The 13,588-nt window shown below is 31.2% G+C and carries 14 protein-coding genes and 2 pseudogenes; 10 read left to right on the top strand and 6 right to left on the bottom strand.

Annotated features, from left to right (window positions below; genetic code table 11):
* Positions 1-288 precede the first annotated feature (288 nt).
* A complete protein-coding gene (locus V1503_RS20535; protein ID WP_214484778.1) occupies positions 289-1,365 on the top strand; it encodes an NAD(P)H-dependent flavin oxidoreductase in 1,077 nt (358 codons plus the stop codon).
* Positions 1,366-1,367: 2 nt separating this feature from the next.
* Here V1503_RS20535 and V1503_RS20540 read toward each other — a convergent pair.
* Positions 1,368-1,674 (bottom strand): annotated as a pseudogene (locus V1503_RS20540) (DDE-type integrase/transposase/recombinase); the annotation flags it as partial.
* Between the two features lie 350 nt (positions 1,675-2,024).
* On the opposite strand from V1503_RS20540, the pseudogene V1503_RS20545 reads away from it, so the two are divergent.
* Together V1503_RS20545 and V1503_RS20550 are read left to right on the top strand one after the other, a co-directional pair.
* Positions 2,025-2,292, top strand: a pseudogene (locus tag V1503_RS20545) (CPCC family cysteine-rich protein).
* A gap of 680 nt (positions 2,293-2,972) precedes the next feature.
* A complete protein-coding gene (locus tag V1503_RS20550; RefSeq protein WP_410628978.1) occupies positions 2,973-3,182 on the top strand; it encodes a hypothetical protein in 210 nt (69 codons plus the stop codon).
* Here the strand turns inward: V1503_RS20550 and V1503_RS20555 are convergent.
* Entirely contained in the window at positions 3,136-3,363 is a 228-nt protein-coding gene (locus tag V1503_RS20555) for a YncE family protein (protein WP_410628979.1), read from the bottom strand. The genes V1503_RS20550 and V1503_RS20555 overlap by 47 nt on opposite strands.
* A gap of 196 nt (positions 3,364-3,559) precedes the next feature.
* Between V1503_RS20555 and V1503_RS20560 the strand changes: the two genes are divergently transcribed.
* Complete coding sequence (locus V1503_RS20560; protein ID WP_410628980.1) at positions 3,560-3,733, top strand: hypothetical protein; 174 nt, start codon at positions 3,560-3,562, stop codon at positions 3,731-3,733.
* Positions 3,734-4,577: 844 nt separating this feature from the next.
* On the opposite strand, the gene V1503_RS20565 is transcribed toward V1503_RS20560, so the two are convergent.
* From V1503_RS20565 to V1503_RS20575, 3 genes are all read right to left on the bottom strand, one after another.
* A complete protein-coding gene (locus tag V1503_RS20565) occupies positions 4,578-5,066 on the bottom strand; it encodes a sigma-70 family RNA polymerase sigma factor (RefSeq protein ID WP_410628981.1) in 489 nt (162 codons plus the stop codon).
* Positions 5,067-5,086: 20 nt separating this feature from the next.
* Positions 5,087-5,209, bottom strand: a complete 123-nt coding sequence (locus tag V1503_RS20570) for a hypothetical protein (RefSeq protein ID WP_410628982.1) — start codon at positions 5,207-5,209, stop codon at positions 5,087-5,089.
* A 621-nt stretch (positions 5,210-5,830) separates the two neighbouring features.
* Positions 5,831-6,529: a tetratricopeptide repeat protein gene (locus tag V1503_RS20575; protein ID WP_410628983.1), complete on the bottom strand. Its 699-nt coding sequence runs from the start codon at positions 6,527-6,529 to the stop codon at positions 5,831-5,833.
* A 304-nt stretch (positions 6,530-6,833) separates the two neighbouring features.
* On the opposite strand from V1503_RS20575, the gene V1503_RS20580 reads away from it, so the two are divergent.
* From V1503_RS20580 to V1503_RS20605, 6 genes are all read left to right on the top strand, one after another.
* Complete coding sequence (locus V1503_RS20580) at positions 6,834-7,379, top strand: HAD-IIIA family hydrolase (RefSeq protein WP_410628984.1); 546 nt, start codon at positions 6,834-6,836, stop codon at positions 7,377-7,379.
* A 234-nt stretch (positions 7,380-7,613) separates the two neighbouring features.
* A complete protein-coding gene (locus V1503_RS20585; protein ID WP_410628985.1) occupies positions 7,614-8,129 on the top strand; it encodes a P-loop NTPase family protein in 516 nt (171 codons plus the stop codon).
* 122 nt (positions 8,130-8,251) lie between these two features.
* Positions 8,252-8,479 (top strand): hypothetical protein, encoded by a 228-nt coding sequence (locus V1503_RS20590; RefSeq protein ID WP_410628986.1) that lies wholly within the window; start codon positions 8,252-8,254, stop codon positions 8,477-8,479.
* A gap of 987 nt (positions 8,480-9,466) precedes the next feature.
* Entirely contained in the window at positions 9,467-9,946 is a 480-nt protein-coding gene (locus V1503_RS20595; RefSeq protein ID WP_410628987.1) for a hypothetical protein, read from the top strand.
* Positions 9,947-10,459: 513 nt separating this feature from the next.
* Entirely contained in the window at positions 10,460-11,803 is a 1,344-nt protein-coding gene (locus V1503_RS20600) for an erythromycin esterase family protein (protein ID WP_410628988.1), read from the top strand.
* A gap of 371 nt (positions 11,804-12,174) precedes the next feature.
* Positions 12,175-12,705, top strand: coding sequence for a YncE family protein (locus tag V1503_RS20605; RefSeq protein WP_410624661.1), 531 nt, complete (start codon positions 12,175-12,177; stop codon positions 12,703-12,705).
* Between the two features lie 618 nt (positions 12,706-13,323).
* Here the strand turns inward: V1503_RS20605 and V1503_RS20610 are convergent.
* Positions 13,324-13,569 carry a hypothetical protein gene (locus V1503_RS20610; RefSeq protein WP_410624659.1) on the bottom strand — a complete coding sequence of 82 codons (246 nt, stop codon included), beginning with the start codon at positions 13,567-13,569 and terminating at the stop codon, positions 13,324-13,326.
* Between the last annotated feature and the right edge of the window lie 19 nt (positions 13,570-13,588).

Genomic DNA, 13,588 nt, shown 5'->3' on the forward strand with positions numbered 1-13,588 from the left:
AGGTTAATAGTTTTTATTTGAATTAAATTCATTATAATAATAGAGATATTTAAAGGGGGAGTAACTTGAGTATACAGCTTTGAATCACATTTACAACAAGGGCAATTCGAACGAGCGAGTGTGGTTATCACCGAGAGAGGTATCTTGAAAGAGCCACCGGGAAATTGTTTTTTTACTTTACCATATGATAAATATACATTTACTATATGATAAATGTACATTTACGATAGTCTAGGTTATATATATAATTATGCAATACTACTTAGTAATTTTGAGAGGATTGATTATATGAAATTACCTCAATTATTTTTAGGAAATTTAACCGCTTCCGTTCCAATTATTCAAGGAGGAATGGGTGTAGGGGTGTCACGCTCTAGACTAGCTTCAGCTGTAGCTAATCAGGGAGGTATCGGCATCATTTCTGGATCTCAAATTGGTTTTACTGAACCTGATTTTGCAACAAATAACCTAGCTGCCAATATTAGAAGTTTAAAAAGAGAAATTAGAAGAGCTAGAGAATTGAGTCCAAACGGAATAATTGGAGTTAACTTTTTAGTTGCGATGAAAAATTATAAAGAATTGGCTTTAACTGCTGTAGAAGAAAAAGTTGATTTGATTGTTTCTGGTGCTGGTTTACCTAAATCCCTTCCTGAAATTGTAAAAGGAACTAAAACAAAAATTGCACCTATTGTATCTTCAGGAAAAGCAGCCAAATTAATCACAAGAATGTGGGATAAGAAATACAACTATCTACCAGATTTAGTGATTGTTGAAGGCCCTGACGCTGGGGGACATTTAGGTTTTACTTTGGACGAATTAAGGGCTAATCCAAAAATTGAATTGACTGAAATAGTTAAAGAAGTTAAAGATGCTTTGAGCTCTTTTCAGGAAAAGTATAAAAAGCCAATACCTATTATAGCTGCTGGCGGAGTATTTGATGGATCGGATATTGCTAAATATCTAAAAGCAGGGGCATCTGGTGTACAAATGGGTACTAGATTTGTTGCAACTAAAGAATGTGATGCAGATATAAATTTTAAAGAAGCTTACATAAACTCAAAAAGTGAAGATATTCAGTTAGTTAAAAGCCCCGTCGGATTACCAGGTAGGGCAATAACAAATAAATTTGTGAAAAAAACTGAAGCAGGGAATATTCCTGTTCAGAAATGCTATGATTGTCTAATACCATGCAATCCAAAAAGTACGCCTTACTGTATAACAACTGCCCTTATTGAAGCTGCTAATGGAAAGCTAGAAAATGGTTTGATTTTTTCGGGGAGCAATGCACATAGATTAAAAGAAATTGTGTCAGTACAGCAACTTATGACTCAATTAGTTAGTGAAGCAGAAGCAGCACTAGTGTAATTTAAGGCTCTGGTACAAAAATAGTTAGCTAATTCCCTTAGATTTGATGAATTAAGATGCTTTCCTTCTGAGTCGACTGCACGATATAAATACATCCATGCTCCTTTTACTTTCACATACCTTTCGTCAACTCTCCAAGAATCAATTGTGGATTTTTAAGATGACGTCGTACTCTTTCGTCTAATTCAGTCTGGTCCTTTTTGATGTACCCAACGCATTATGGTAGTGTGAGCAATAGCAAAACTACCTTGCCACTAAATAACAAAAATTCAAGTTGTACCGAAGGTACTTTCGGTCTATAAGAAGTATGAATTTAGATTCTGGATATTAAATACCTGTTTTGGTGACGGGAAAGAATGTAAGGTTTATCGGGAAGGTGTCAATTGGATTTTTAATCATTGAGGGTAAAAGTAGGGGCTGTCGGAAAAGGGTAAATCCGAAAAAAATTAAAGTCGAGAATGTTGGTATATCAGTATTCTTGAACACAAAACGGGGAAACCAATAGTTGGAAAATCGATTTATTGGACAGCCCCTTTATTGTGTTGTTGATCTTCCATATATGGTGCAAGAATATAGTTAATAAACTAATGTGAAAAGAGAAATAGAGTTCAACTGCATAGCTTTATATATAATTGCATAAAAATAGGGAGGGAAATGTATTGAAGTATAATTGTCCATGTTGCGGTTATAAAACCTTAGATGAAGAACCTATTGGAACATAGGAGATTTGCAGTATTTGTTTTTGGGAAGATGACTTTGTTCAATATTAATGATCCTGATTATAAAATGGGAGCCAATAAACCTTCATTAAGACAAGGACAGAGAAATTATCTGATATTTGGAGCTTGTGATGAACGATCTATAAGTTCTGTAAGGGAACCTTTGATAGATGAAATCAAGGATTCCGATTGGAAAATATTATCTTAAATTAAGTGGATAAAGTACTATTTTTTTCCATATAATGGCGCATATCTGAAATATAGATATGTGCCATTATTCATTTTAGGGCCATATTGTGGAACAACAAGTATTTTTGATTAACCATTTTTTAGAATCATTGAGGTCTTTTAATTACGATGGTAATTTGTCTATCAACTTGCTTTGGGGCGAATCTATGGAAGTTGACTAATTTAAACTCGTAAAAAACTAAATGTTCCAGTGTATTTTGTGAGGGCAGGCATAATTATCAAATGCCTTCTATTGGGGAATTACAACGAGTTAGGTTCATCAAATAAGAAATTAATTTGGTTTGTAAATTCAGGTCATTCTCCGAATTTCGAAGAGCCTTATAAGTTTTCCGATTTTTGTATTTCCATCGCTCAATGAATCACACTCGAAAGGGAGAATATCAATGAGGTTTTATTCAGGCATTTGATCGTTGTGGAATCAATCATTTTAATTTCGTTTTTCAAAGAAATTATCCGTAAAATAGTTACTTAAATTTCCAAGCAAATGCACGTGAGAAAGTCAATGTTATTTCAAGGTAGTATCATATTATTTATTTCTTATTTTCTATCACAAGTATAACATTCAATTTTATGTAATATAAGTCTTAAATTTTTTAGATATTTCAATTAACATTAAATCACAATAAAGGAGGTCGTATTATGAAATTTGAGTCAATTGATTATAAAAGAATCAACATGGATGAATTTAAAGAAGAAGTGTACATATTATTAGACAACTTTAAGCAGTCTGATTCATTATTAGAACAGGTAAAGATAATTGATCAAATAAATCAACTTAGAAATGATCTATTAACGAATTTTACTATTGCCCAAAAGTTAAAATCGTTGGTGAAGCAACAATCTGAATAGTGGGAATCACTTTATGTGTTTTCACATCAATGACATCAACACTTCTAAGTGTATTATTCGTCACATAAGCGAGGTTCCCATCCGATGTGAAGATAGACTGTTTAAATAAAGTAGAAATATCACCAGCAGGTACAGTAGCAATTATCCTATGTTTTTTCACATCAATCACAGTTGTCGTCAAAAAAACACCTCTTCTCATTAACATTGTTTTCTATAAAGATATGAGAAGATTAGCTTGGATGATGAGAAATCCTATTTTAAAGTTTTTTTAACAGTTGACAAAAAGGCTTTAATGGCAAAAATTCATTATTTTTTTGTAAACACAAGTGATATTGTAGTTATTATGTAAATAATATAAATCGGGAGGCGAGGCGGGGATGTTAGAATTAACTGTACGATTAATTATGGTCATTTCGTTTGGAGTTGGAGCAATTTTAATTGCATTATTTCCATTATTAAAAAAAGAGAATCAATTTTTTGCATGGTTTAGTATGGTTTCTGGAATTGTGGTATGGTTATTTTTATTGAATATTTATGATCAGATCAAATAAGAAACTAATCTAAATAATAAACATAATAGAAATTAAGTCTCCATAATCATGCAATCTGTATAGTTGCTAGTCCAAGAACATTTTAAAGTTACGAATAATATATACTATAATAACTTTTAAGGATGAAGACTTATGAATTCATATTTATTTGTAACGACTATGGTATGTTATATGTGTATGATGGTAGTATTGGGTGGGAATCTATTTTCTAGAACACCAATAACATCTCCAACTTTTGTACAACCTGAAAGTCCTTTTATAGAGTAAAATATTTGGAGAAGAAGTAATAGAAATATATATTTTGTGAACTCAATGATTAATGAATCGAATAGTTCTAAGATTACATGACAATATTATTCCACAATATGGCGCGATGATCTAACATTATCTGTTTGTTATGAAATGTTATAGGAGTACCGGCAGCATTTTGACACCAATCTAATGTAGTTATTAGAAAAAAGTCACTTAATCTGTCCTCTGAATTCAGATATAGCTGTTGCTAACACTAAGCCAACATAAGTTACCCTAGTTGAATAAACGTTAACTTGTGATGCACCATCTATCTTTCTAGCACCTTCAAAAGCACCTATCTCAATAAGAATGGTGATAGGTGCTATGGCGCGAATTTCAAGGATACCTTATTATTTTTATTCGAATGCAATTAAATGATAATTATATGTTACGCCCATTCTTTTCTTTAAACAGCTAAAAAATGATATCCTGTTAGCTAGTATTTATTCGAGTTTTATAAATTATTCAAAATAATGGAAAATCACTAAGGGAACTTTTTGTTTTTCATTCTTCTTCATCATATAATATGTGGCTGGATATTCACTAATATAACTTACTTTATTTTTAAACGAACATCTTTGTTTATACGGATTGGATAATCCGCAAGCTTAAATGTTAGGGGGCTAATATAATCCCCTGGATTTAGATCTATTCTCCAAGTACCATCTCTACCCTTACCTGATTGACCAGATGAGAGATAATGTTGACCGTCTGCATCATAAAATTCGTCTAGATATTGTTCATTATCTCTCTTCACTACTGAACGAGGAATAATATTACGAAATGACCAGCTTTTTACATAATCCTTACAACAATTAACTGTAATCCTGTATATCCAAGTCTTATAAGAAGAACGATTTTCGAAATGATGTATAGATTGATAGCAACGAATAAAGACTTCTTGTGAGAGATCTTCAGCTAACTGCTTGTCCTTTACATATGTAAAGGCCACACGCAATACCATATCACCATGATTTTTCATTAAATTAACTAAAATTTGTTGGTTGGACTCTTTTTCCAACCTTCCTTTTTCTTTATTCAAGCCTTTTCCCTCCCTTATCACTAGTTAGACGAAAATAGTTGTACTCCCGTTCCCTTATCCCAATTAATTTTTTCTTCTTGTTTCCGTTCCATATAGCAAAGTGGAGAAATAGAAATAAAAATAAATGATTTACAAGTATCCATACTAAACTACCTTTCTCAATATAGTAAGGGTATTGTAGTTTGGAAGAAGCTTGTGGTTATAAAAAAGGCGAAATAAATTTAGTAAACATAATATAGATTGTGTTTGATAGGGGGATGTTCATAAGATAAAAAAAATGAGAGAATTATCAAACTAAATGTACAACATGTTACATTCACCTAATGTAATTCAACAATATGGCGGAAATCTTAAATAAGATAAGCGTCTTTTCCATTTTGTGGGTAAAAAAGATTATCTAAATGCTAAATATAAGTAATAATTTCTTAAAGGAAATAGCTAGCTAGAGGTAGTATGTACTACTAATTATAAGGGGGCATTAATATGTACCAATATTTCAATGACTTTACAATAAGAGAAGGTACCGAGGGAGTTCCTGATGAAAATGTTGAATCCTTGTTTGAAGATGCTTGATGAGTATTATGGATATATAAAGCTCGAAAAGATGGGCATGGGTAAAAGTTTGTAGATAATAATTGAAGAGATAAATGGACAATCACAAGTTTGATAAGGTTATTAAAATAGTGGGAAATATGATAAGGTGGGGGGTTTTTGTTAGCGGAACCCCAACAAACCGAAATGTTGGTGGAAACAAGAAGATTTATTTAATTTTGGAGTCTTGGATCTAATTGAATAGCTTTTTCATAATCCATTTTTGCCTCTTTAAGTTGGTTTAAGTTCTTATATACAAGCGATCTGTTAAAAAATGCTTGTGCATGACTTTTATCTAACTCTATCACCTTATTATAGTCTAGGATCGCTTTTTTATAATCATTAAGATCTTCATGTAATAAGACTGCTCTAGAAAAGTACGCTTCCATACATTTATCATCTATATCAATTACCTTTGAATAGTCATTCAATGCTTCTTTAAAGTTCCCAGCTTCTTCATATTCACCTGCTCTATATAAGTACATAGTTATATTTCTTTCATCTAATTCTATGATCTTAGTCCAATCGGCTATTGCATTTTCATAATCACCAACTTGACCAAATAGATGTGCCCGGCTAAAATATAGGTCAATATTACTTTTATCTAGTTCTATTGCTTTATTATAATCCGCTTTTGCTTGATGCCAATGATTCATGTAATTATAGAGTTTAGCTCTACCAATGTAAGCGTTTACATTCCTTTCATCTAATTCAATAGCCTTAGTATAATCTTTTTCAGCATTAACAAAATCTCTCGATTCTTTAAAATATAAATTTGCTCTATTATAATACGCATTTGCATTTCTGTTATCTAATTTGATGGCTTTATCATAACTTGCTAATAAATTATCATATTTTGTACCTGGTTCCATTATTCCCCTCCGATAAATTACAGATTATAATATTATTAATTCTAGATTTATTTGCCAAAACCTTTCTAACTTTGCTGAAAAAAACATATAAAAAAACAACAGTCCCATTACTGATGAATGAGAACAACAAATCTTTAACTATTTTCTAGAAAGCAGTAATATATGATAATCAAAAAATGGATACAAGAAAATGTATCTCTTAAGCTATGTGATCTTCAGCAATATGGCGCTTATTTATAAATTAAGTAAGGATTTTCAGGATTAAAATTTATATAAATGAACGAAGAAAAAAGGAGAAATAAATGTGAAGCAGATAGAAGCAATTTTTTTAGATAGAGATGGAACAATTGGTGGTGACGATACTGTCCATTATCCTGGAGACTTTGAACTTTACCCTAATATAGACTTGCAAATTAATAGATTAAGAAAAGATAATATAAAAATACTTTCTTTTACAAATCAACCAGGGATATCAAGAGGATTAGCCAAAGCAGAAGACTTTATAGGAGAATTAAAAGGGTTTGGCTTTGATGATGTATATATATGTCCACATAGTCATAATGAAGGATGCTCTTGTAGAAAGCCCAATACGGGAATGTTAACCGAAGCCCAACAAAAACATGATTTAACTCTCGAAAACTGCGTCGTTATCGGTGACCGTTGGAGTGATATTGTAGCAGCGTCAAAAGTAGGGAGCATTAAAATTTTGGTTAGGACTGGGGCTGGTGAGTCTTCACTTAATGAACACTTCGATAAATTAAGAGACATTAACATAGACTATATAGCTAATCATCTTCAGGATGCTATAAATTGGTTATATAACAATTTTATTTTAGGAAACAATGCTTAATATTTATTCCATTGTATGGCGCAAATCTGAAACAGATAAGCGTCATTTTTCATTTTGGTGAGATATTCACTAAAAAAGGATTGTCTAAGTATTGAACATTTGAAATAATTAGTTTTAAGTTAAAGGGCAGGAATGTTTAATAAGGTTTGAATAGCTACTTCAACTTATTAGAGGAAAATCTTTACCAAAAGAGAATATGCTTTAGAAACAAATTACTATGAATTAGGTGATCTTTTGAAAAAGGAAATAACAAAAAAGATACATATTATAGGCTCTGTTGGAAGTGGTAAAACAACCTTGGCAAAAGAATTATCTTCAAAGTTAGAAATACCTTATTACGAATTAGATAATGTGGTTTGGATAAGGAATAAGTCTGGCGATATAAGAAGAACCGAACAAGAAAGAGAAGAATATCTAAATAGTATAATACAATCAGAAAGTTGGATAATTGAAGGAGTACATAATGAGGATTGGGTAAATAATTGTTTTCATAGTGCGGACTTGATTATTTTTTTAGATACCAAATATTCAATAAGAACTTACAGAATAACAAAGAGGTTTATAAAACAAAGACTTCGATTAGAAAAATCAAATTACAAACCAACATTAGAATTATTTTTTAAAATGTTTAAATGGAACCGATACTTTGAAGAGATAGGAAAAGTTAACTTTTTTAATAAGTGTGCTATACATAAAGATAAGATAGAGATTTTTACTAATACAAATCATATTAAACAATATTTCAACTAAAGGGGGCAATTCTACGAAAAAACCCTTGCATTCTTAAATAATTGAAGTTAAAAATAGTTAAATTCATTGTGGTTAAATTGTTATGAAGAATGTACTTTAATGTATAGATAGGAGAGGTTAAAGTGAAATACTCTATAAAGATTAACCTTCCAATATCTAGGGAAGAGGTACCAGATTTAAGAGAGATTATTGGATGGGATAGGCGGGATACTGACTATCCAACATTATTTGAACGTTGTAATTTCTGGGCTGGTGTTCGTGATAAAAAAGATATACTTATTGCTTTTGGATATGTTTCAGGTATGGGGTTACAACATGGGTATATGGAAGCTATAAACCCAATACTGTAACAGAAATGGCATTTAATTATTTTCAGTATATCGATAGCAAGTAATTAAGTCTGGCTAGATAAGAGTTCTTCTAAAATTTTAAAAAATTCCATGTGGTATAGCTGTAGAGGTAGTTGGACTCCTACTTATAAACGATATAGCTTGTTGAAATAAAAAATTATTTCTGGGTATATATACATACTATTATAGATTGTTCAATATCTCGGAATTAATTTTTTAACAACCCCTATGTATTACAACCACTGACTTTTGTCGGTGGCTTTTTTATTTGTTATAAGTTTAATAATAGTAGAGCTCTCATGTTAGATTCTAATCCTGATACTAATACGATAACCAACAAGATAAATAAAACCAATATAAGTGCCACATTATTAAATAAATCCACCTTTTAACACCTCCTATAGTCTTATACAATATACTATGCTAATAGATTCCAGTTGGTATAGGACAGGTGATCCATTTATTTACAATACCCGTTACAAAAGAAATAATGGTAATGGGTAAGTAGTAGATTAAGGTTCTACCCCTAATGTTTTCATTATTTCAGACTAACACTACCTTTTCAGAGTTACCTTTGGATTGCTGATGCTGTTTTAAAATGAGATAGTGCAAAGGTAGATTATGGATTATGACTTTAGAGACTTTAACAGAGGATTATTTAATTGAGTTAATTTAAAAGATATCCCATATGAATGCAGTTGCAGGTCATAAATATGGGTACCAAATAATTGAGGTTGACCCGAAACCAATAAAATAATATATAAAAGAGATACAAGTTACTCCTTTTTGTTGTACCGATCTTCCGAAAAATGGCGCTTTTCAGAAATAATCCCGAAAAGCGTCTTTCTTTATGTATGGCTCTTCTCGTAAAGATTGTTTCTTTAGAAAACACAAAGAATAATTTACTTGGTATTATGAATGTAAGGATTTATTTTAATGAGACTGAGTATAGCTTAGACATAGATACAATCAACCGAGGAGATAAAAATGAAGAAGAACAAAAAGATTATGCTGTATATTTTAAGTGCTGCAATTATGGAATTTTGCATTTTTGAATTTATAAATTCTACTCTTTACAGGGGTGTCTTTAATATGGGTATATTAATTCCCTTTCTGACGACTGTGGTTTATTTCTCATACGTATATTTGATACAGGGATCGATGAGAAAAAGGATGAATCCATCTTTAATCATATTATTTATTATTCCTTTATTACTCTTTATCTTTTTCAGACCGACCTACAGTTTTGAACAGGCTAAACAATTGGTTTATGAAAGTGGGTATGACGTATCTGGCATTGTTGTACAGAATGAAGAAAGGTACAGAGATACGGTTCCTATATACACGGAAGATACGCGAATCTTTATTGATTATAGAGATTACCATTTTGAAGTGGATGGAAGGTACTTTTTAGTGAACCCTCGTTCAGGTGTAGTTATTGAGATGGAACAACCTTATTGGCACTAATCTATCAAGTTTATGGTAAAATCAATTTCGATTCCTTTTTAATTTATAAGAAATAATAACTATTCCAGTAGTATGGTAAATCCAAGAGATACTAGTATATTTGGATTGAAATTTACAATTCCATTAACCTTCACTGGATTAAGGGACATATCACGATAAAGAATGAACTAATAATGAAATTAATAACGACAATGATTAATGAGTCTATTAGTTTTTTCCCAACCTGAGAATTGTTATTCCACGATATGGCGCATTTCTCTAAGAGATGTGTCTTTATTTATGATTTGGGCCATATTGTGGAATAACAAGTTGTTTTGATTTATTAAATGTATGGTCTGTAATGTAGAGGGGTCTTTTGTAACAAGGTATTCAAACAAATTACTTGAACAATAAAATTTAATAATGCTGAAAATGCCCTATTAATAAAAAATATATAAATATTTTGAAAAATCATGTAATATATTGTTGTAATGTATAAATATTACAATTTAAATAACATTGGAGATGTATTATATGAAATCATTAAAGAAGAATATAGGTTACATATTTTTTTCTTCACTTCTACTAGTCATGCTTTTATTTGGTTGTTCAAATCAACAAGTGTCTGAGGGCATAGAAAGCAGTCAAAGGGTTACTAATGATGTAGAGCTAAAAACAGTTCAATATGAGAAAACTGATCATATTAAATCTATCGAATTGGAAAGTTCGGACTATAGTGATCTAGAATTTTTAAAAGATATATTAAAAGACAAAAGAGTGGTTATGCTAGGGGAAAGCTCACATGGCGTTTCAGAATACAGTTTGATTAAAAGCAGGTTAATAAAGTTTTTACATGAGGAATTAAATTACAATGTTGTGGCATTTGAAAGTGGATTAGCAGAGGTGAATTCAACAAATGAAATGCTGTTAGATATAAGCCCTGAAAAAGCAATGAAAAATACCTTACACCCAGTGTGGTTTACAGATCATAATATGTACTTGTTTAAATACATTAAAGAACAAAGAGCAACTAAGAACCCAATTAATATAGTAGGATTTGATATGCAACCACAACCGTACATAGATAAATATATAAACGATTATTTTAAGGGTAGAAATACAGATTTTACAGCAGATTTACAAGCTGTAGAACAAGAGTTTTATATGTTTGTCAGTTCAATATGGAGAGGGAATTATCCTGAAAACTGGCATGAGGAAAGTGAGTTATTAATTGAAAAATACAATGATTTATTGTATCAATTAAGTCAAGGTAAATGGGAGGAATTTGTAAGTGAGGATGAAAAACAATTGTTCATAAAGATTTTTGAACAAAGAATTAGGTCTATTACAGAAAAATATACTGAAGAAAATGTTATGGATCAAAGTGGTAAAGGTGATTTTGAATCTCGAGATAGAATAATGGCTTCTAATCTAGAGTGGTTATTAGAAGAAATATATCCAGATGAAAAGTTCATTGTATGGGCACATAATGCTCATATTATGAAAAATAGATCAAATATTAATATAGATCCAAAACAGTATATGAACATGGTAGAATATTTACCAGAAATTATTAAGGAAGATTCATATATCGTAGGACTCTATATGTATAGCGGGAAAAATACATATCACAACGAAGGAGTTATTGAAGTAAGCACGGATCATAAATCAAACTCGATTGAGTATCATCTTAATGAACCAGGGTACCCTGTCTCATTTATAAATATTGATTTAGAAGATGATTCAACGAATAGATATTGGTGGAATTCTGAAGCAACAGGTAAGTTCTGGGGAAGTTTTGAAGAAATATTTATACCTAGTGAACAATATGATGGCCTCATTCAGATTGAGGAAGTGAATCCTCCGAATTTCCGTTAAAACAACCTAGTAGTAGAGAAAGAATCTATTTTACAAAATTCAAAGACTATTTAGTGATTTATTCCACAAAATGGCGCAAGAATGTAGCTAAGGCTATCCAGACTATCTTAAGAATAATACCAATGAAAAATGGATCAACTAGGTAACTGGTTGAAGCCTCATAATACGATATGGCGCTAATCTAAAAGAAAAATAAGTATCTTTTTTCCCAAGCAACTTCAATAAATTGTTTATTAATAGGATGAGAGACAATTTATTTAGGCATACCCATGTGTTACATTTACCCAAAACAAATGAAATTTGAATCATGTTAATTTTTTTTCATACAATACAGTGAAGTATAAAGGTTGGAAAGGTGGGGGAATGTGGATATGGGGTTAGTTTATGTTGCAAATATAGGTACCAATACAGTTTCTGTGATTGAAAGCAAAACACATTCTGTTATTGCTAATGTTCCTGTTGGGGATCAACCGAATGCTGTTGCAATCACGCCTGACGGGCAATTGGTTTATATTGCAAATAGAGGTGATGGTTTCAATCCCTCAACGGTCTCTGTGATTGATGGAAAGTCACACATTGTTATTGCTACTGTTTCAGTTGGGGTTAATCCGATTGCACTAGCAATCACGCCTGACGGGCAATTGGTTTATGTTACAAATAGCGGTGACTCTCCTGGTACAGTCTCCGTGATCGATACAAGGACGCATTCTACCATAGCTACTGTCACCGTTGGGCTTGGTCCAATTGCACTAGCAATCACATCAGATGGGCAATTAGTTTATGTTGCAAATAGTGTTTTTGCTGGAAATAATACAGTCTCTGTGATCGATACCAAAACACAGTCTGTTATAGCTACTTTACCTGTTGATAGGCCTGTTGCACTAGCAATCACGCCCAATTGAAAATGAATATGGATCATGGAAGAAACTCACTGTGTTCAATTTGAATAAAGGCATCTTGTGTAAAAGTACTAATCCAAAGCAAAAAAAATTGACTTTGCTCTATATTTTTGCGAATGATCTATAATAAATAGAAATAATGAAACAGTTGGTATGTTAATGCTGAATAAAATGATATATATAAAAGATACGAACACTTATTTATAGAATGAGAATCAAAATAAATCAAAAGATGTATTAAAGTATTTTGTCCAACAACCGTTGTTTGGAAATAAGCGGAGTAAAACGCACTGGCTAGTATTCTTAAAAGATTAATTTAGGTTGTTTCTTAAAAAACACCTCCAAACAATTTTGAAGGTGTAAAAAAACAATACATGTTTTCTATTTATTAATTTTTGATTCATCGATGGCATTCTTAACAGCTAGTTTAATCACCCAATATAAAATAACCATCGCAACTATAAAAGATAGGAAATTAAAAGATGGTGTAACTGCATCCATTTTAATTCTCATCACTCCAAAACATGTAAGAAAGAGTAGATTAAGTATTCAAACAGATATTGTCTTATAGATAAAAACAGTAAACATGAGCATTATTATAATAATTTTGCAATTCCCAATCTACTCTTTAACATTTGCTAAAGCAATTGTTGAAATAAGCCATACAGTTATTGATCCAAACAATAAAATAAGCATTGCAAAAAAAGCTCCTAATGCGTTATCTCCGAATGATTCAAGTATACCTAGTGGGGAGATAATGGTTACAAAAGAGAAAACTAGAATAAAAACAAAAGCATAAGATTTAGCATTTTCTAGGTGTTGTATGTTAAGTTCTTTAATTTCTTTATAATTAGTTTTTTCAGACATATCACACCTCCATTTGGAT

This window comes from Nanhaiella sioensis, assembly GCF_046557775.1.
In the GTDB taxonomy this organism is placed as follows: domain Bacteria; phylum Bacillota; class Bacilli; order Bacillales; family SM2101; genus Nanhaiella; species Nanhaiella sioensis.

What these genes read in the sequence shown, in the direction of transcription:
- V1503_RS20605 (WP_410624661.1), top strand. Translation starts at nt 12,175, where the DNA reads ATGGGGTTAGTTTATGTTGCAAATATAGGTACCAATACAGTTTCTGTG.
- V1503_RS20575 (WP_410628983.1), bottom strand. Translation starts at nt 6,529, where the DNA reads ATGGAACCAGGTACAAAATATGATAATTTATTAGCAAGTTATGATAAA.
- V1503_RS20550 (WP_410628978.1), top strand. Translation starts at nt 2,973, where the DNA reads ATGAAATTTGAGTCAATTGATTATAAAAGAATCAACATGGATGAATTT.
- V1503_RS20600 (WP_410628988.1), top strand. Translation starts at nt 10,460, where the DNA reads ATGAAATCATTAAAGAAGAATATAGGTTACATATTTTTTTCTTCACTT.
- V1503_RS20610 (WP_410624659.1), bottom strand. Translation starts at nt 13,569, where the DNA reads ATGTCTGAAAAAACTAATTATAAAGAAATTAAAGAACTTAACATACAA.
- V1503_RS20560 (WP_410628980.1), top strand. Translation starts at nt 3,560, where the DNA reads ATGTTAGAATTAACTGTACGATTAATTATGGTCATTTCGTTTGGAGTT.
- V1503_RS20570 (WP_410628982.1), bottom strand. Translation starts at nt 5,209, where the DNA reads ATGGATACTTGTAAATCATTTATTTTTATTTCTATTTCTCCACTTTGC.
- V1503_RS20595 (WP_410628987.1), top strand. Translation starts at nt 9,467, where the DNA reads ATGAAGAAGAACAAAAAGATTATGCTGTATATTTTAAGTGCTGCAATT.
- V1503_RS20535 (WP_214484778.1), top strand. Translation starts at nt 289, where the DNA reads ATGAAATTACCTCAATTATTTTTAGGAAATTTAACCGCTTCCGTTCCA.